The sequence below is a fragment of the Olivibacter sitiensis DSM 17696 genome (assembly GCF_000427965.1).
In the GTDB taxonomy this organism is placed as follows: domain Bacteria; phylum Bacteroidota; class Bacteroidia; order Sphingobacteriales; family Sphingobacteriaceae; genus Olivibacter; species Olivibacter sitiensis.
Window position 1 is genome coordinate 42,858 of sequence record NZ_ATZA01000012.1, and the last position, 18,770, is coordinate 61,627.

The following is an 18,770-nucleotide window of genomic DNA, read 5'->3' on the forward strand; positions in this document are numbered from 1 at the left end:
ATATTTCCTTACTTTTGAACCTAAATATTAATTTATGGAAGAGCTGCAAAGAGAAAGCGTCAAGAAAGACAATGGACTCAGGAAGTTTATCTTCATAGTTGTTTTGGTATTGTTGGCTGGTGGTGGCCTTTATTTTTGGTGGAACTACTACTATGTGTTTGGGGAAGGAGTGAAGTCCGGGCAACTCAATTATTTGGTGTTGAAAGGTAACGTGTTCAAGACCTATGAGGGCAAACTCATCCAAGAAGGGCTGCGGTCGCAAGCGGGGTCTATACAGTCCAATGAATTTGAGTTTTCCGTAGTGGACGATAGTATTGCTAAAGTGCTGATGTACAATAGTGGTAATAGTTTTGACTTGCACTATAAGGAATATAAGCATAGCATTCCTTGGCGTGGCTATAGCGCATTTATTGTGGACAGCATCATTGCCATGCGGCCACCGCAGCGATAATACTTGCCGCTATGCTATTTAACAAGGTTCCTTTCTTCTGGTATCTATAATGTACTGGATGCGCCACTTGTTGGCTTGCCAGACCAAAATAAAGCAGTTAACCCCGCAATGGCTTAGATTGCCTTGATAGACAAATCGATATGGCGTCCATACCATTGCCAAAGAACCATCTATTTTGATGGTCTCAAATTCGATTTGTTCGTCTGCCGCACCTTTGTCCAATGTCAGTAGGCTTTGGATGAACTGCGCTATGGGTGTTGTACGTACCGTGTCCTTTCCTTGTTGGCTTTTGGCTACAGTCTGTAGGTTGGCGTTCTCAGTAAAAAGTTCTTGAAGGTTTATGTTGCTTTCCCTACCATCTTTCATGGCGGCAAATAGGCGTGTGATTGTTGTTTTTATGCTGTCTTCTTTAGTCTGCCCCACGATATTGAAATGGCTCAGGCATAGCAAGAAGGATAAGGCTCCCATGAAGCGACATATTCTCATATTTCAGTTAGTTTAAATGTTTGGTCCAAGCGCAATCCCTTTTCCGTTTGTTTAAGCGTGCAGCACTCGTTCACGGAGTCGTGTTCCAAAAACAGGATATAGTTGTTTTCGTAAGCTTCCTGCAATATTCGTTTCTTTTCTTCCAGGGTCTTCATCGGGAAAGAATCGTAGCCCATGACATAAGGAATGGGGATATGCCCAACGGAAGGGAGCAGGTCTGCCATGTATAGCAACGTTCGCCCCCTGTAATCTATCTGGGGCAGCATCATGGCATCGGTATGGCCGTAGGCAAAGCGCACCGTCACGTGCTCGCTGAACCGTATACCATCCTCTTCTTTTATGAATTTCAGCTTGCCGCTCTCTGCTATCGGAAGGATGTTTTCCTTGAGAAAAGAAGCACGCTCTCTTTCGTTAGGTTCTACCGTAGCCCAGCGCCAATGACGCTCATTGCTCCAATAGCTGGCATGCTTGAAGGCAGGCACATATTGATCACCTACCTGATCTATTGCGCCTCCTGCATGGTCGAAATGGAGGTGCGTAAGGAAGACGTCCGTGATGTCGTCCCGATGGAATCCGTGCCTGGCCAGCGATGAGTCTAAGGTGTCCTCACCATGTCGATAATAGTAACTGAAGAATTTTTCGCTTTGTTTGTTGCCAATAGAAGTATCGACCAATATTAGGCGGTCGGCCTCTTCGATGAGCAAGAGACGGGTAGCCCAGGTACATAGGTTGAGTTCATCTGCCGGATTGGTCTTGTGCCATATGATCTTGGGCACTACCCCAAACATGGCGCCTCCGTCCAATTTGAAAAATCCAGTGTCTATCGTATACAGTTGCATGGTGAAAAGTAAAAAATAAAAAGTAAAAATTCAAAAATGAATTATATTTACGATTTTTTGTTTAGTCGCTGCTGTTTGAAAGAAAAACAAAACTTTAGAGGCTTTATTTTATTTATTGCTATAATAGCAAAAGGACAAAGCAAGCTGTGAAAAACTACCCATTGCCAGAAGACGAGAGTCCCATCAAGGTACCGCGCTTTGAGGAAAGCGCAGGGTATTATACTACTGCGAAACGGAGCCAACTAATGGCCAAAATAAAAAGCAAGAATACCAAGCCAGAGCTTGCCTTGCGAAAGGCTCTTTGGGCTAAGGGCTTGCGTTTCCGTATTCATGTGAAGGAACTTCCCGGTCGGCCAGATATCGTTATCAAGAAATACAAATTGGCCATTTTCATAGATGGCGAATTTTGGCATGGCTACCGTTGGCAGGAAACAAAACCCAATTTGAAAAAGAACAGCGGCTTTTGGATCCCTAAAATCGAACGCAATATGCAGTTGGACCGTATCCGTACCAGGCAACTGAAGGCCCTGGGCTATACGGTATTTCGTTTTTGGAGCGGTGATGTACAGAAGAATTTGCGTGCATGCGTCAATCAGGTGCTGCTCTATTTAGAGACTGCGAAAGAGGGCAAGATACCTTATCGCGTGGAATATTGAGTTGTGAGTTTTACGTGTTAAGTTTTAAATTTCTTAGGTATACTACCCGTCGGAATTAAAACGTATTACTTACAGCTTATTTACAGACTTTCCTTCACCTCTATAAGAAATTGCTTTAGCTTTTCCAGGGAATCAATGATACGCTGGTTTTCCGTAGCCGAATCCTTGTTTTTTTTCAGGTATTCACGTGCGCCCTGTAGGGTGTAGCCCTTTTCTTTTACCAGGTTGAAAATAATCTTGAGGTTGCTGACATCCTCGGGCGTGAATAGGCGGTTGCCTTTCTTGTTTTTCTTTGGCTGAATGATGGGGAACTCACGCTCGTAAAAACGAATTTGGGAGGGGTTCACCTGAAACATCTTGGTCACCTCCCCCATGGTGTAATACAGTTTGTTGATCTCTCTATCCTTATAAGGCATATCCGTAATCGCTATTTCTTTCCTGATGGATATAACAAAACTAGAATAAAAAAGAGTTTAATTCAAAATATTGCACAAATAACTTAGCAGGTATCCCTTTCCTGTTGCCAACATTATGACGGCTGCGCTGTTTGTAATCAAAATAAGAAGACAAGATCATGGCAAGACCCATCTGGAAAGGCACCATTTCTTTTGGCTTGGTAAGTATCCCCGTAAAACTTTATGGAGCGATAGCAGAGGCAAAGCTCGACTTGGACATGCTCGACAAAAAGGACGAAGGCCGTATACGCTATAAGCGCATCAACGAGCATACGGGGCAGGAAGTGGCATGGAGCAATATCGTGAAAGGCTATAAGGTGAACAAAAAATACGTGATACTTGAGGATAAGGATTTTGAGAAGGCGGCGGCAAAACGGACGGACAGCATCGATATCAGTGCCTTTGTCAAGGAAAAGGAAATAGACCCCATCTACTACGACACTACCTACTACCTGGAACCAAACGGGAAAGATGTGAAGCCCTACTGCTTGTTGCGGACGGCCTTAAAGAAGTCGGGTATGGTTGCCCTTGGTACCTACGTGTTACGCAATCGCGAACATCTTGGCGTCATCAAGGTGTATCAGAATGCGCTGGTATTGACAAAATTGCATTTTGAGGAAGAAATACGTGATCCCCAGGCATTCGATATACCCGCTGCCAACGTAAGACTGAAACCGGAAGAGCGAAAAATGGCCTTGTCACTAGTGGAGCAACTTTCTGCGCCATTTGACATTAGCAAATATAAGGATGAATACACGGCGCAGCTGCTCAAATTCATTAAGGCCAAGGCCAAAGGGAAAATGCCAAAGATCGTAAAGAAAAAAGGAGAATTGCCGCAAGAGGTAACTACTTTAATGGATCAGTTGAAGGCTAGCTTAATGTCCAGTTCACCCACCAAAAGGAGAAAAACTAAGAAGAAAGAACTAAATTAACACATGGAAGATACATTAAGCTATGAGGGATTGACCATTGGAGAGGCCACGGCGATACAGCGTAACTTGCGCGAACAAATTGTGTTATCGCCATTGCCTCAGGAGCCAAGCATCATTGCGGGGGCAGATATTTCACTTAATAGGTTCAGCGAAACCATCTTTGCGGGCATTGTTTTGTTGGATTATCAAACGCTACGTCCCATCGCGTACAGCGCTGTGCAATCGCAAACCAAATTTCCGTATGTTCCCGGCTTCTTGGCCTTTCGGGAAGTGCCTGCTCTAGTAGCGTGCTATGCGCAATTATTGCAGAAGCCGGATGTCATTGTGGTAGATGGGCATGGCTATGCGCACCCAAGGCGTATGGGCATAGCTACTCATCTAGGTACCGTATTGGGCGTTTCTACCATGGGATGTGCCAAGAAAAAGCTCTATGGTAAGTACATCGATCCGCCCGAAGTCAAAGGAAGCTATTCTCCCCTAGAAAGTAGCGACGGACTGCTGGGTTATACCTATCGGACCAAGAACAAGGTGAAGCCTGTCTTTGTATCTCCGGGAAACCTCGTCGATTTTTCAGATTGCTTACGTATGATGGCTCATTGCGCGCTTCGATATCGTTTGCCCGAGCCTACCCGATTGGCACATAACCTGGTCAACCAGGTTAGGACAGGCCAATTGCCCGTTGGCTACCATTTGTTATGATTTATCGTTTTATTTAATCATAGGCTTCAAATCCATTATGTTTATGTCATTAAAGAGTTATCAGCAGAAGCGCAATTTTAGTGAAAGTCCCGAACCGCAGGCAAAAAAGGGTGAAAAAGAGAAGGTGTTGCACTTCGTCGTCCAAAGGCATCAAGCCTCGCATCTGCATTATGATTTTCGCCTGGAAATGGACGGGGTGTTGAAAAGTTGGGCGGTGCCCAAGGGGCCGAGCCTCAATCCGCATGATAAGCGCTTGGCCATGCAGGTGGAAGACCACCCCCTGGACTACCGCCATTTTGAAGGGACAATACCCGAAGGCAATTATGGTGCGGGGCTGGTAGAGATCTGGGACGAGGGAACATACCAATTGGAAGGATTGGAGGGGACAGAAAAATCGGGGGAGGCGCAATTGCTAAAAGATCTCAAGAAAGGATCTCTTAAATTCGTGTTGCATGGCAAGAAGTTGAAAGGAAGCTTTGCCTTGGTGAAGATGAAATCGGCCAAGGATGAGAATGCTTGGCTGTTGCTCAAGCATAATGACCAATATGCTGTACAACGCTCTGCCTTCCATCGCCCCATGTTGGCCAAAGAAACACAAAGGCCCTTTAGCGGTGCTGATTGGCTCTTCGAGATCAAATGGGATGGCTATAGGGCCATAGCCGAAACAGGCAAGGATTTGCGCCTCTATAGCCGTAATGGACTTGACCTGTCTGCACGATATACTACCCTTGTAGACGAATTGAGGGGCATTGGCGAGAACATGGTTTTGGATGGTGAGATTGTGGCTTTCAACGAAGCTGGGTTGCCCAGTTTTCAGCTCTTGCAGCAATGGGAAGAAAATCCCGAAGGGCCAATTTACTATTATGTATTCGACTTGCTGGAGCTTGACGGAAAATCATTGGAAGCTATCCCATTATTGGAGCGCAAGCAAAAGCTTGAGAAGCTGTTGAGCACTGGCAAGGGATATGTGCTTTATTGCGACCACGTATTCGAAAAAGGAGAGGCTTTCTTCAAAGAAGTGGGCAAAAGAAAGCTCGAGGGTATGATGGCCAAGCGAACGGATAGCCTTTACCACGAAGGTAAAAGAACTTCCGACTGGCTGAAGGTGAAGCATCAGCAGCAAGAAGAAGCCATCGTTGTGGGCTACACGGCTCCACAAGGGGCAAGGAAATATTTCGGAGCCTTGGCGCTTGGCATGTACGAAGGCGAAAAACTGGTTTATGTAGGAAATGTAGGGACAGGCTTTTCCGATGCAGTGTTAGAGCAGCTCGCTCGTACTATGGAGCCATTGAAGGTGAGCAAATGCCCATTGGACGGGGAGCCCCCATTAGGAAAAAAGATCACTTGGATACGACCACAATTGGTTGCAAGCATTAGCTATGCCGAAATAACAAAGGATGGACGTTTCCGACAGCCGGTCTATCACGGACTTCGTGAAGATAAAGATGCGGAGGAAGTGAGAAAAGGAGAAGCCCATGTTGTGGAAAATAATAGTCGAGAAATGAAAAAGAGTTTTGTTGATCTGTCAAAAGGAAAGGAGCAAACGCTCACCTTAAATGGCCACAAGGTGCATGTGACCAATCTGGATAAAATTTACTGGCCCAAGGAGGGGATCTCCAAGATCGATTTATTAAATTACTACCAGTCTGTCCAAGGATATATTTTACCTTATCTCAAAAATCGACCGCAATCTCTCCATAGACATCCCAATGGCATTGATGGAAGCAGTTTTTTTCACAAAGATGCCGGTGCCGAGGCGCCAGAGTGGATAAACACTGCTTCGCTCTATTCCGAATCGGCAGATAAGGATATCGACTATATTCTTTGTAATAATAGGGCAACGCTCTTGTATCTCAATAATTTGGGATGCATTGAACTAAATCCCTGGAATTCCAAGCTGTCATCATTGGACAAGCCAGACTACCTGATCATAGATATCGATCCATCGCCAAAGAATAGCTTTGATGATGTCATTGAGGTAGCTCTGAAGGTGAAAGAAGTGCTGGGAAAAGCTGGAACAATGGGGTATTGCAAGACATCGGGTGCCACCGGGATGCATGTCTACGTGCCTCTCCACGCCAAATATTCCTACGAACCGGTGCGTCAGTTTGCAGAAATCATAGCACAGCTTGTCCACCATGAGCTGCCTACGCTCACTACCATGGAGCGCTCGCTCTCTAAGAGACCGAAAAATGCAGTTTATATGGACTATCTGCAGAATAAAAGGGGACAAACCCTTGCTTCGGTTTACAGCGTGCGCCCTAGGGAAGGAGCCACTGTATCTACTCCTGTGCGCTGGGAAGAATTGAAGAAGGGACTTCGCCCGACCGATTTTAATATTTTCAATGTGCCGCAAAGGTTGGAGAATATAGGAGATGTTTTTAAGCCTGTGCTAGGCAAAGGTATAGACCTTAACAAAAGCATGCAGAAGTTGCAGTCCAATGAGTGACGCGGCCCCTATATACATGGCTGTTTCAAGTAAATTTGTTTTGTTTTTCTGATGTGATTTGATAGATTAGGGGCTTCAACTTAATTTATTTTAATATGGGAAAGTTTGTTGTTAAAACAGGTGCCAATGGGCAATTCTATTTCAGCCTAAAGGCTACTAACGGCCAGAAGATTTTGGCCAGTGAGGGCTATACTACCAAAGCCGCCTGTCAAAATGGAATAGAATCCGTGAAGAAAAACGCTGCTATCGAGTCCAGGTTTGAAAAGAAAGATTCCAAAAATGGCAAGCTTTATTTTAACCTAAAGGCCAGCAATGGGCAGATTATCGGCACGAGCGAGATGTATGAGAGTGAAGCGGGGCGCGATAAAGGGATTGCATCTGTACAGAAAAACGCACCAGAAGCAGAAACTGTAGAAGAATAGCAGTTTCAAGTTCTCCGAACACAAAAGACCCAATTGAAAAATATGGGTCTTTTGTGCTTTGTGTCTTTCGGAAATTTTATACTTTTATGGATATCCTCATTTGGACATGCAGATTATGACAAAAAGCAATGGCTTCTTCCAAAATTATGGCAATATTATTTTATTGTTGCTGGGCATTGTTGTTGGAAGTATCGTAGGCATGTTTTATAGGGATGAAGTGGTATACCTAAAACCCATCGGGGATATTTTTCTCAACTTGTTGTTTACTGTAGTTATTCCTCTAATTTTCTTCGCCATCGCCTCTGCAGTTGCCAGTATAGATCGAGGACAGAAGTTGGGCAAGTTGCTTTCGGTCATGTTGCTGGTGTTTTTTATCACGGGAGCATTAGCTGCTGCATCTACCATAGGTGTATTTGCACTTTTTCCGGTAGAAGCGCCGTCCGTAGTAGCGATGGAGCAAGCACTTGAACATGCTGAAAGTAAAGACTGGGGAGACCAATTGGTCGGCTTTATTACCGTTTCGGAGTTTGGCGACCTGCTTTCGCGCAAGCACATGTTGCCTTTCATCATCTTTTCGTTCTTTGTGGGTTTGGCCACCTTGCAAATAGGAGAGGCGGGCACCCCTTTTCGCGCTTTCCTGCAGTCTGGCAACGAGGTGATGAAGCGTCTGATGGTTTATGTCATGAAGCTGGCTCCCGTGGGATTGGGCGCTTATTTTGCCTACCAAGTAGGGACGGTAGGGCCACAGTTGTTTGGTGTATATGCCAAGCCGCTGGGCATATACTATGGCTATGGATTGGTTTACTTCATAGTCTTTTTTAGTTTATATGCCTTTATTGGTGCGGGCACTCAAGGCGTAAAGCTTTACTGGAAGAACAACATACTGCCGTCTCTCGCTGCTTTAAGTACATGCAGTAGTATAGCGGTTCTTCCCATCAACCTGGATGCTGCGCGCAAGATGCGTATTCCGGATGCGGTGGCAAATGTGGTATTGCCCTTGGGGACAACCCTGCATAAAAATGGCTCTTCCATTTCTGCCATCGTGAAGCTAGTGGTCGTGTTTCAGCTAATGGGGCGCGATTTCATGCAAGCCGATACCATTGCGGTAGCCATCCTGCTCGCCGTGTTGGTGAGCGTAGTGGAGGGAGGTATCCCCAATGGTGGGTACATAGGGGAGTTGCTAATGATATCGGCATATAACTTGCCCCTGGAAACAGTCCCTGCCGTTATGATTATCGGTACGTTGGTAGATCCTATGGCTACGGTGCTCAATGCTACTGGCGACACCGCCGCAGCCATGGTAGTGGCACGATATACAAAAGCGAAGTCGTAGTTCTATTAATAATATCTTATGCCATTTAATGAGAATTTTCTACAGTTCGTGTGGAAGTATAAGCTTTTTTTTCGGCCGGAGATGCATACCCAAGATGGGAGTAAACTTCAAGTGCTGTCCGTGGGACGACACAATAGGGATGCAGGACCCGATTTTGAAGAAGCGCGCCTAAGAATAGGTGAGGAAACTTGGTGTGGTCATGTGGAAATACATAAAAGAGCCAGTGAATGGTACGCACACAAGCATCATTTGGACAAGGCTTACAATACCGTAGTTCTGCACGTGGTATATGAAGATGACCGCATCGTACACCGGGAAGATGGAACGAAAGTGGACACATTGGAGTTGAAGAACTTGCTTATGCCGGGGGTTTTGGAGCAATATCAACTACTGTCGGAATCCAAATCATGGATTGCTTGCGCTGCACAGATAGGCACTGTAGATAGTTTTAAGGTGAAGCAGTGGTTGTCCAGGATATTGATAGAGCGTTTGCAGGCCAAGTCTCGATACGTATTGCAGCTAGTGGATGAATACCAGGGTGACTGGAACCAAGCAGCCTATGTGGCCCTCGCCAGAAACTTTGGTTTCAAAGTGAATGCTGCCCCATTTGAGCAATTGGCCAAATCACTGCCTTATGCGCTTTTGCAGAAGCATAGGCACCGGTTTCTGTCCGTAGAGAGCTTGGTTTTTGGGCAGTCGGGACTGTTGGCGGGAGAAAAGGATGGTGATGATGCATACCTGGCTTCCCTAAGGACAGAATATCAGTTTTTGAGCAAGCAGCATAAGCTGCAGGCCATAGACACAGCGTCATGGAAATTTATGCGGATGCGGCCTGCCAATTTTCCAACCCTCAGGCTAGCGCAATTTGCCCATTTATGTGCTTCCGTTCCTTCCTTGTTCTCCGCCATGGTGGATGGTGCGCCCGAGCACTTTATAGAAAGCCTGGCTCAGGTAGAGGGCTCCAGCTATTGGAAACAGCATTACGTGTTTTCGAAAGAAGGGAAGGAACATAGCACGCGCTTGGGACAAAATGCTGTAAATAACATACTCATCAATACCGTTGTCATACTTTTGTTTGCCTATGGTAGATATGTGGATAAAGAAAGCTACCTTTGTAGTGCTGTTTCGCTATTAGAAAAATTGGTAGCAGAAGATAACCATGTAATTCGCCAGTTTGAGGCACTGGGCGTAAAAGCGGCGGAAGCCGCCGATAGCCAAGCCTTACTGCAGTTGAAAAGCAGCTATTGCGAACAGCGGAGGTGTTTGGAATGCGGTATTGGTCTAGAATTGTTTAAGTTTAATAAAACATTATGATACAGCGCATCATGATTTTCATGGAACAGTACTCCTTTGGGGTATGTGCCTACATGGCAGAGCGGTTTAATGTGTCTATTTCCCGCATTAGGCTTTTCTTTATTTATTCTTCCTTTCTGGCCGTGGGCTTTCCCATTATTTTCTATTTTCTGGCCGGGATAGTATTGGACATAAGGCATTTCGTAAAGCGCATCCGCTATCGACTTTGGGACTACTAGGATAGTATTTTGCCTATTTCTTCATAGCCCTTTTCAAGAGCAAGATCTGCAGGTGTTTTTCCAAAGTCGTTTTTGGCATCGACTTCGGCTCCGTTTTCTAACAGGAGAATAAGCAGTTCGATATTGCCATTTTGCGCTGCGGCATGCAAGGGTGTATTGTTGGCCGCTTGGCGCACGTTGACGACCGCACCGGCTTCGACAAGCATTTTTGCAATAGTATCAAAATTGGAACTTACGGCCGTGTGCAAAGGAAAGACGTTGTATCCATTGCTGGAAGGATCGTTCACATTGGCTCCTTTTAAGATAAGGTAACGTACTACATCGGCATTGCCAAAATGAACCGCCAAGCCCAAGGCAGAAAAGCCATGTTCGGAATGTTCATGTACCAAACTCGGATCTTCTTCTATATAGTCGCTCACCAGATCTGCCAATCCAGCCGCCGCTGCCTCAAACAAGGTAATCTCCCTAGCATGCTTTAGTATAACTTTCACAGTTTGTGGCTTGTTGTAGTAACAAGCAAGTAATAAAGGAGAAATGTCGTGGCTTGTCTTTTCAAGGCATAGGGAAGGGTCGGATGCCAGTAGTTTGTCAATTGCTACATTATTGCCCGATTCAATGTACTCTTCAAGTAAGCTTAAACTCATAGATTGTTTGTTTGCGCAATTTGTCTTCAAAATTATCCATTTTTTAATAAAATCAATATATTTTTTATGCTTATTTGCTCACTGTGCTTGTTTCGTCGATGAAAAGAAGTATGAAAAATTATGTTTCTGTATAAAATTTTGTTTGATTTAACATATATTACATTAATAGTAAAATTTTTCAATTAAATGTAATAAAATTAATAATTTGATAGATTTGATTTGTTTATTTGAAATATAAAACTATTTTTGTAGTGCCCGAAAGGGCATGTTTTTCATAGGTAGATGTAGGGTCGAATGCTAGTCATTCGGCCCTTTTTTGTTCTAAAGTGGTCCGAAACGAGGGTTTGGTTGGCAATTTTTCCTTATTTGACTATGTTTGCTGTTTATACGGTGAGATTTCATGCAGCGAAAAATGAAAATCGTGGTGGCGATAACGGGAGCAAGCGGTTCCATCTATGCTAAGCGCTTGTTGGATCAATTGACTTTATTAAGTAATCAAATAGAAACGGTAGGATTGGTACTGTCAGACAATGCTCGAGATGTATGGCGATATGAACTGGGCGAGCTGACCATTGATGGCTATCCGTTTAATGTGCATGCCAAGAATGATTTCTTTGCACCGTTCGCATCGGGTTCGGCAAAGTATGACGCCATGGTTATCTGCCCTTGTTCTATGGGCACGCTGGCTCGTATAGCCCATGGTATCAGCAGCGATTTGACGGGTAGGGCAGCCGATGTAATGCTGAAGGAAAGGCGAAAACTTATTTTGGTAGTGCGCGAGACGCCTTATAGCCTCATTCATTTGAAGAATATGCAGGCCGTGACGGAGGCTGGGGCAATTATATGCCCTGCCAGCCCATCGTTTTACAGCAGGCCAGAAAGTTTTGAAGATTTGGCCGATACGGTGATAAATCGCGTTGTCGACTTATTGGGACTTCAACAGTCTACTTATCGCTGGGGCGACGATACCGATATATAGCAAGTTCTTATTAAGCGTTATTTCTGTTTTCTAATACTTGCATTGCCATTGATTACTTATACCACCTGTGTCTTTTCAGCAATTTTATGGTGGGAGTCAGGAAAATCAAAAAGAAGATGGAGGTGAGGGTATTTGAAATAGTAAATGCTGCTGCCACCTGAATGGATGGAACCGCGGTGAGCCGCTTCACAAATTGCTCCAAAAGATCGAAAAAGGGGAAAAGCAAGCAAATACCGAGCAAATTGAAGGTAGAGGCTGCTAAGGCTGTCAATCGCGATAGGGGTGACAGTTTGAAGCTGACCAGCAAGGCCGTAGAAGTAGTACCCACATTGGCTCCCAGTACAATGGGAATGGCAGCATCAAGGGGGATCACGCCTTGTGCTATTAATACGATAACCAGCCCCACGACAACCGAACTGGATTGGATAATTACCGTAATGACGATGCCGTACAGGATGCCTAGAAAGGGGTTTGATGCCCTAGATAGGATGTCGATAAGCACGGGGTCGGACTTGATGGGGTCCATGGCCGAGCTGATCATTGTAAGCGAGAAAAATATGAATCCAAAATAGAAAATGGATTTTCCGGCAGTAGCTATTTTGGTCGGAATCATGCTGATCAAAGTCCCCAATACGATGAAAATAGGTCCAAACAGATTGGATTGAAAAGTGGCTATCCAAGCAGTGGAAGTAGTGCCCACGTTTGTGCCCAGCAGTATTAGAAGGCTGTCGCGAAAGGTGATAATTCCCGAATTGACCAACGAAACGGTCAGTGAAGACACCATGGTGCTAGATTGGACCATCGCCGTTACGCATCCCCCAAGAAGGAAGCCGCCAAGGGGAAAGGAGGTAAGCTTTCCTATCCATTTCCTCAGGCTGTCTGCGCCCAGGTTTTCAATTTCATTGCTGAAGTTCTGCAGGCCGTATACAAACAAAGCTATGGCGGATATGATGAGTATAATCGTTTGAAATTGTTCCATGTTTTTTAGATTTTTCGCTCATATATGTTACTTTTACTGCACAATGGCCATACTCGTCGCCTAGGCGTAAAAATGGCTTTAAAGTTAATGATATTGCATATATTTCAATAAAAAAGACATATGTCGACAAAAGTAAACATTCCTAGACTGGACTTGCTCCACTATACGGAGGGTACTCCGGAGCAACGCAAGCAATTTTCGGACGATATCGGTAAGGCATTCAATGAAACGGGGTTTGTCACCATTACCAATCATGGTATGGACAAGGCTACAATTGACAACCTGTACAAAGAGGTTAAAGCATTTTTCGACTTGCCACAGTCGGTAAAGCTGAAGTACGAGCGGCCGGAGCTGGCTGGACAGAGAGGATATACTTCCAAAGGCAAGGAGAAGGCAAAGGACGCCAGGAAGCCCGATTTGAAGGAATTTTGGCAACGAGCACAGACGATAATTGATGACGAAGAATTGGCCCGTGACTTTGCGCCCAATGTAGAAGTGGAGGAGCTGCCGGGCTTTAACGCCATTACGGCAGAGGTGTATCGTCGCTTGGAGTACGCGGGTAGGCAATTGCTAAAGGCCATTGCCATTTACTTGGATCTGGAGGAAGACTATTTCGAGCCACATGTTATCAATGGCAATTCCATATTGCGCGCCATACATTATTTTCCAATAGAAAATCCCGAGGAGGTAGATCCCGAAGCGGTACGGGCCGGTGCCCACGAAGACATTAATTTGATCACGCTGCTCATAGGTGCTAGTGCCGATGGGCTGGAAGTGTTGACCAGGGATGGTACCTGGTTCCCCGTCAAGGCACATGGAGAGGATGTTGTCGTGAATGTAGGAGACATGTTGCAGAGACTTACCAACAACAAATTGAAGTCAACCACGCACCGCGTGGTCAACCCGCCCAAAGAGTTAATGAAGACATCTCGCTATTCCGTTCCTTTCTTCCTGCATCCCAAGGCCGATATGAGTCTGAAATGCCTAGAAAGCTGCATTAGCGGTGAATATCCCAAAGCTTATGCAGATTATACAGCGGGAGAGTACCTAGATGAACGTTTGCGGGAAATTGGGCTCAAGATGTAGCTTTGTTCTGTTCATTGTTGCTTGTACAACTTATTATTATGTGGTACATGCAACAATGAACAGGTTTTTCGGGAAAAAGCATAACTTTGCAGACCTCGATCATTTACTTATGCTTAGGTTTTTTGGCTCATTGCTGTTTCTTTTGTGGTGCAATATGGTGTCCACCGACCTGTGTGGTGCTCCCTTGTCCTTGTCCCAAGACAGCACGGCCTCATTGCCCAAACCCCAAAGAGTTGTGTCTCCCGAAAACAGAATCAAGTGGTTGGTTCAGGATTCCGCCCGTTTTGCGAGGGAAATGGAAAAACAGCGCTTGCGCGACTCGATTGCCTCGGCTCATGACTCCCTTGTTTTTCAATACGTGAGGCCGCTTCCCGCCAATAGTCCCAATCTGTTTATGGACAGCTTGCTGCAGGTATATACGGTCCCCAACGGGGACTTTCTGGCTTACGCAAAACGGTTCACCCAAAACAAGGAACAGTTCCATCAACGAGGCGAGCCAAGGCATACCAGGGCTACTTGGGAACTCTGTATGCTGGGCGTCTTATTGCTCCTCTTTGGCGGTATAAGCTATTTTTTCCGAGGAGAGCTGTTGGCCATTGTCCACGCCTTATATAGCGATCGCGTGGTACAGCAACTGAGCAAGGAAGATAACTTGTTTACCTCTTGGGCATTTGTGTTTTTATATATCCTATTTGGTTTTACCTTGGGCATGTTCATTTTTGTAGCGTCAACCGTCCTGCAGCTGCCAACCGACTATTCCGGGGTGGACCTGTTTTTTGTTTTCTCTGCCGCCGTGCTTATTCTGTTTACTGCAAAAATTGTGATGATACGCTTTTTAGGGTTTATATTCGATCTGAAGCGTTTGTCTAGGGACTATGTTTCTGCCCTGTATATTTGTTATTTTAATGTAGCGATTGTTTTGCTACCCATATTGTTCGCCATGGTGTTTTTGCCTGTTTCGGTCATCAAAGAGGCCTTATACTTGGCATTGATAGGCGTTTTGGTCGTATTGGGTTTTCAGTTTTTCAGAGTAGCGAAGAATATTTTGACAAACTATAGATTTCCCAAGTTTTATTTATTTCTGTATCTTTGCACCCTTGAAATTAGTCCCATACTTATTTTGTTGAAATTTGTGGGGATCTAGGCTAGAAAGAAAAAAAAACACGTTGAAAGTGGCAGTTGAAGAAAGAGAACTAAAAGTAAAGAGTATTCTGGTGACTTTGCCTAAACCTGAAAATGACAAGTCGCCCTATTTTACTTTGGCAGATAAGTACAACCTAAAGGTCGATTTCAGATCTTTTATTCATGTGGAGGGGGTGCCAGCGCGCGAATTTAGAAAGGATAAAATCAATTTGGCAGACTATACGGCCGTGATTTTTACCAGCAGAAATGCTGCGGATCATTTTTTTAGGATATGCGAAGAAATGCGCTATGAGGTTCCTTCAGACCTCAAGTACTTTTGCCTTACAGAAAACATAGCTTTGTACTTGCAGAAATATATCCAATACAGAAAGCGCAAGATCTTCTTCGGAAAACAAACAGCTCAAGACCTGGAAGAGGTGCTGAAGAAACATGCAAAAGAAAGGTTTCTATATCCTTGTTCTGATGTGGCAAACGAGGAAACCTCTAGGTGGCTGCAAGAGAATGGATATAATTTCACCACTGCCGTACTTTTCAGGACTGTCGTGAGCGATTTGTCTGATCTAGCAGATGTATACTATGACATCATTGTTTTTTTCAGTCCTTCCAGTATACAATCTCTATATATCAATTTTCCAGGGTTTGAACAAAACAAGACGCGTATTGCGGCATTTGGTCCCAGTACTCATCAGGCTATAGCAGACCATAATTTAATATTGGATATAGAAGCACCTACACCAGAGGCACCTAGTATGACGATGGCTGTAGAGCAATATATAAAAAGGGTAAATGGTAAGTAAGTATGGAGAGCGAAAACGTCAGTTTCTTCGTATTTGCTTACTCAGTATAGCTTATAGTCCTCATAGAGGCCTTTCGTGCCGATTTTAGAGAAAGCTTATGAATAAAAAGTGGTGCTTTCCGTTTTTGTTTTTACTGGGGCTTTTTGCCTTGTCGGCCTGTTCTTCGGGCGGTAGGGGGGAATTGGTGGGGGTGCGTCTCAAGAGCATAAAAAGCAATCGCCCTCCCAAGGGCATGGTGTATATTCCTCAGGGGACCTTCATAGCGGGAGTGTCTGATGAGGACATTTCTTTTAGCCAGATTCAGCAGAACAGGCAGTTTACCATGTCGCCATTTTATATGGACGAAACCGAAATTTCCAATAGCCAGTACAGGCAATTTGTCAATTGGGTGCGAGATTCTATTGCCATAACCCAGTACCTGAACGATCCATCGTATTTCATCAGTCCCAAGGAAGGAAGTGCTAGCGATCAACGTTTCATCGATTGGAGCAAAGTAGCTAGTGGGAAATCGTTATGGGCCGATGCAGCCAATAGGGACAAGCTAAATACGATGTTCTATCAAGGGAGCGATCAAATCTTCGGTCAGGAGGAGCTTGATGTGCGCTTATTGAGGTATATCTACGAAACCTACGATCTGCGTCTGGCAGCGGCCAACAAAAACAATCCCAATTTCAATCGGTCGGATGCCATCATCAGAGATACGGTGGCAGTGTACCCCGATACGACTGTGTGGCTTACCGATTTTGCTTATGCGCAAAACGAGCCCATGGTAGAGGGCTATTTTTCGCATCCCGCCTATCAGGACTATCCCGTGGTGGGTGTCAATTGGTATCAGGCAAAGGCTTTTGCGGCTTGGCGCACACAGCTCTATGAACATTACAATCGAAAGCAAGCTGGGGCACATGTAGCCCGGGCAAGGTATGACCTGCCGTCGGAATTTGAATGGGAATACGCTGCCCGTGGCGGACATATCAACTCGCCTTATCCATGGGGTGGACCAAGCATGCGAAATGCCAGAGGCTGTCTCATGGCCAACTTTAAGGTGGGCAGGGGCGACTATGCTTCTGATGGAGGGGCTTTTACGGTGCCTGTAAAGGCCTATATGCCCAATGATTATGGTTTGTACAATATGGCGGGGAATGTGGCAGAATGGACTTCCTCGGCTTTTGACGAGTCTTCCACCACCTTGGTGCACGATATGGTGCCAACTTATTCTTATAGGGCAAAAAAGGATGATCCCGAAGTGTTCAAGCGTAAAGTGGTGCGGGGAGGGTCTTGGAAAGATATAGCGTATTTCCTTCAGAATTCAACACGTACTTTCGAAGTACAGGATTCTTCTAGGTCATATATAGGTTTCAGATGTGTTATGGCAGCACCGGGAATGTCAAAGTAATAGGGTGTTTTACCTAATGGGACAATGATGAGGCAATGGTTAATATGTTTTGGTCTGTTGAGCCTGCTGGCAGGAAGCTTTTCGGCTTTCGCGCAACAACTGGGCGGCAACGATTTCAACAAACAGCAGGAAACGCCGCTGGATGGCTTCTATGAAAAATCGGATCTCTTGGGAAGAAAGGTCATTCCCTATGCGCCCATCAGGAGCGGCGACGTGCTCTTTAGCAAACGCATTTGGCGAGTGATAGATCTTCGCGAGCGGCTTAATACGGTTTTCAAAGCACCAAGCTCTAATTTGATGAATATTCTGTGGAATGCCGTGCAAGATGGAGAACTTAGTGCCTATGACCCTACACCCAACCCTGCTCTAGGAGATCCGCATGGCGACAGCTTTAAGACGCCCATTAGCCCATCTGAGCTGTTGCACCGTTTTGCAGATAGCGTGGCCGTCCCCATCATAGACAACGAGACGGGTGAAGAGACTGGTATTCGGATGATGGCAGGCGAATTCAACCCAGAAGAGGTAACCGCTTTTCGGCTTAAGGAAGATTGGATATTCGACAAGCATCGGTCTGTTTGGGAACCTCGTATCTTGGGCATTGCGCCGCTCATCGAACTAAAGGTCGAAGGTCTTAAGGATATGGATATCGAACCGATACCTGCCTTTTGGATTTACTTTCCAGAAGCGAGAAACATCTTAGTCAATCACGAAGTGGCCAATAGACATAATGATGCCACTGGCCTCAGCTACGACGATATTTTTATAAAACGGATATTTTCCAGTTACATCATCAAGGAATCAAACCCAGAAGATATCAGTATCCGCGATATGAAGCGTAACGGACGTTTGCTCACTCCCGAAGAGCGCCTGCAGGAAAGTGATCGCATCAAAAGGGCGCTTATGGATTTTGAGCAGGATTTGTGGAGCTACTAAGTCTTTGCAGTACCGTTTTATATGCGACAATACTAGTTCTCCGAGGGCTTCTTTGGTGAAACTTTACATGTCCTTCCCTGATTTACATCAGACAGGGAAAGACTAAGTTCCAAGTACCGTCCTATAGCGGAAAAGGACAGACTTTTCGGAAACAATACCGATTGCGCCGTCATCGATTATTCTTTAACCAAGATCAAAGGAGGAAATATGACGGTAGAGATGCTCACAAGAGAAGACCTCGAAAAATTCAACAGGGAACTAACGGTTTTTTCTTTCGTCAGCGAAGCATTCAGTATTTCCTTTTGTTGTCCAAATTCGTGTCTTTACGATTGATAAGTTGTGTCATTGCCATGAAAGAACGAAAGATATTAATGGTTGCCAATCAGGTAAAGATGGATGAGGAGGATGAGCAGGACGTTAGGTTTTGGCTAAGCCGACCGGCATCGGAGCGTATAGCCGAAGTTACTCGTCTGCGGCAGGAATACTACCGTTGGTTGCATGGAAGTTATCCCAAACACATTGAAAAAGCCATTAGTACGAGAAAGCTATGATTTTTGAACAG

At 45.1% G+C, this 18,770-nt stretch carries 21 protein-coding genes; 16 read left to right on the plus strand and 5 right to left on the minus strand.

What is annotated here, in order from left to right; all coding sequences use genetic code 11:
• Positions 1-34: 34 nt before the first annotated feature.
• Positions 35-451 carry a hypothetical protein gene (locus tag A37S_RS0108385; RefSeq protein ID WP_036601836.1) on the plus strand — a complete coding sequence of 139 codons (417 nt, stop codon included), beginning with the start codon at positions 35-37 and terminating at the stop codon, positions 449-451.
• Positions 452-469: 18 nt separating this feature from the next.
• Here A37S_RS0108385 and A37S_RS0108390 read toward each other — a convergent pair whose 3' ends face one another.
• Positions 470-937, minus strand: a complete 468-nt coding sequence (locus A37S_RS0108390; RefSeq protein WP_084163812.1) for a hypothetical protein — start codon at positions 935-937, stop codon at positions 470-472.
• The gene (locus A37S_RS0108395; RefSeq protein WP_028296607.1) at positions 934-1,776 is read right to left on the minus strand and encodes an MBL fold metallo-hydrolase; all 843 of its coding nucleotides are present in this window, start codon (positions 1,774-1,776) and stop codon (positions 934-936) included. The genes A37S_RS0108390 and A37S_RS0108395 overlap by 4 nt, the downstream gene beginning before the upstream one ends.
• 146 nt (positions 1,777-1,922) lie before the next feature.
• On the opposite strand from A37S_RS0108395, the gene A37S_RS24030 reads away from it, so the two are divergent.
• Complete coding sequence (locus tag A37S_RS24030) at positions 1,923-2,432, plus strand: very short patch repair endonuclease (RefSeq protein WP_051292873.1); 510 nt, start codon at positions 1,923-1,925, stop codon at positions 2,430-2,432.
• Between the two features lie 80 nt (positions 2,433-2,512).
• On the opposite strand, the gene A37S_RS0108405 is transcribed toward A37S_RS24030, so the two are convergent.
• Positions 2,513-2,848, minus strand: a complete 336-nt coding sequence (locus tag A37S_RS0108405; protein ID WP_028296608.1) for a MerR family transcriptional regulator — start codon at positions 2,846-2,848, stop codon at positions 2,513-2,515.
• A gap of 158 nt (positions 2,849-3,006) precedes the next feature.
• On the opposite strand from A37S_RS0108405, the gene ku reads away from it, so the two are divergent.
• The 7 genes from ku to A37S_RS0108440 all read left to right on the plus strand — a co-directional run bounded on the left by ku (position 3,007) and on the right by A37S_RS0108440 (position 10,254).
• A complete protein-coding gene (gene ku / locus A37S_RS0108410; RefSeq protein ID WP_036601840.1) occupies positions 3,007-3,819 on the plus strand; it encodes a non-homologous end joining protein Ku in 813 nt (270 codons plus the stop codon).
• Positions 3,820-3,822: 3 nt separating this feature from the next.
• A complete protein-coding gene (locus tag A37S_RS0108415; RefSeq protein WP_028296610.1) occupies positions 3,823-4,518 on the plus strand; it encodes an endonuclease V in 696 nt (231 codons plus the stop codon).
• Positions 4,519-4,561: 43 nt separating this feature from the next.
• A complete protein-coding gene (ligD, locus tag A37S_RS0108420) occupies positions 4,562-6,967 on the plus strand; it encodes a DNA ligase D (RefSeq protein WP_028296611.1) in 2,406 nt (801 codons plus the stop codon).
• Positions 6,968-7,062: 95 nt separating this feature from the next.
• Positions 7,063-7,389 carry a YegP family protein gene (locus A37S_RS0108425; protein WP_028296612.1) on the plus strand — a complete coding sequence of 109 codons (327 nt, stop codon included), beginning with the start codon at positions 7,063-7,065 and terminating at the stop codon, positions 7,387-7,389.
• A gap of 115 nt (positions 7,390-7,504) precedes the next feature.
• On the plus strand, positions 7,505-8,722 hold the full coding sequence (locus tag A37S_RS0108430; protein ID WP_211229743.1) for a dicarboxylate/amino acid:cation symporter: 1,218 nt from the start codon (positions 7,505-7,507) through the stop codon (positions 8,720-8,722).
• Between the two features lie 18 nt (positions 8,723-8,740).
• Positions 8,741-10,036 (plus strand): DUF2851 family protein, encoded by a 1,296-nt coding sequence (locus A37S_RS0108435; RefSeq protein WP_028296614.1) that lies wholly within the window; start codon positions 8,741-8,743, stop codon positions 10,034-10,036.
• A complete protein-coding gene (locus A37S_RS0108440; RefSeq protein WP_028296615.1) occupies positions 10,033-10,254 on the plus strand; it encodes a PspC domain-containing protein in 222 nt (73 codons plus the stop codon). Before A37S_RS0108435 ends, A37S_RS0108440 begins: the two co-directional genes overlap by 4 nt.
• Here the strand turns inward: A37S_RS0108440 and A37S_RS0108445 are convergent.
• Positions 10,251-10,898, minus strand: coding sequence for an ankyrin repeat domain-containing protein (locus tag A37S_RS0108445; protein WP_028296616.1), 648 nt, complete (start codon positions 10,896-10,898; stop codon positions 10,251-10,253). The genes A37S_RS0108440 and A37S_RS0108445 overlap by 4 nt on opposite strands.
• Positions 10,899-11,298: 400 nt before the next feature.
• On the opposite strand from A37S_RS0108445, the gene A37S_RS0108450 reads away from it, so the two are divergent.
• Positions 11,299-11,877, plus strand: a complete 579-nt coding sequence (locus A37S_RS0108450; RefSeq protein ID WP_028296617.1) for a UbiX family flavin prenyltransferase — start codon at positions 11,299-11,301, stop codon at positions 11,875-11,877.
• 52 nt (positions 11,878-11,929) lie between these two features.
• Here the strand turns inward: A37S_RS0108450 and A37S_RS0108455 are convergent, their stop codons facing one another.
• Positions 11,930-12,856 (minus strand): Na/Pi cotransporter family protein, encoded by a 927-nt coding sequence (locus A37S_RS0108455; RefSeq protein ID WP_028296618.1) that lies wholly within the window; start codon positions 12,854-12,856, stop codon positions 11,930-11,932.
• A 120-nt stretch (positions 12,857-12,976) separates the two neighbouring features.
• Between A37S_RS0108455 and A37S_RS0108460 the strand changes: the two genes are divergently transcribed.
• From A37S_RS0108460 to A37S_RS0108485, 6 genes are all read left to right on the plus strand, one after another.
• The gene (locus A37S_RS0108460) at positions 12,977-13,942 is read left to right on the plus strand and encodes an isopenicillin N synthase family dioxygenase (protein ID WP_028296619.1); all 966 of its coding nucleotides are present in this window, start codon (positions 12,977-12,979) and stop codon (positions 13,940-13,942) included.
• A 55-nt stretch (positions 13,943-13,997) separates the two neighbouring features.
• Positions 13,998-15,086 carry a DUF4271 domain-containing protein gene (locus A37S_RS0108465; protein WP_028296620.1) on the plus strand — a complete coding sequence of 363 codons (1,089 nt, stop codon included), beginning with the start codon at positions 13,998-14,000 and terminating at the stop codon, positions 15,084-15,086.
• Between the two features lie 28 nt (positions 15,087-15,114).
• Positions 15,115-15,882, plus strand: a complete 768-nt coding sequence (locus A37S_RS0108470) for a uroporphyrinogen-III synthase (protein WP_425414403.1) — start codon at positions 15,115-15,117, stop codon at positions 15,880-15,882.
• A gap of 97 nt (positions 15,883-15,979) precedes the next feature.
• On the plus strand, positions 15,980-17,275 hold the full coding sequence (gene porK / locus A37S_RS0108475; RefSeq protein ID WP_028296622.1) for a T9SS ring complex lipoprotein PorK/GldK: 1,296 nt from the start codon (positions 15,980-15,982) through the stop codon (positions 17,273-17,275).
• A gap of 24 nt (positions 17,276-17,299) precedes the next feature.
• Complete coding sequence (porN, locus tag A37S_RS0108480) at positions 17,300-18,208, plus strand: type IX secretion system ring subunit PorN/GldN (protein WP_028296623.1); 909 nt, start codon at positions 17,300-17,302, stop codon at positions 18,206-18,208.
• A gap of 350 nt (positions 18,209-18,558) precedes the next feature.
• Positions 18,559-18,759: a hypothetical protein gene (locus A37S_RS0108485; RefSeq protein ID WP_211229744.1), complete on the plus strand. Its 201-nt coding sequence runs from the start codon at positions 18,559-18,561 to the stop codon at positions 18,757-18,759.
• Positions 18,760-18,770: the final 11 nt, after the last annotated feature.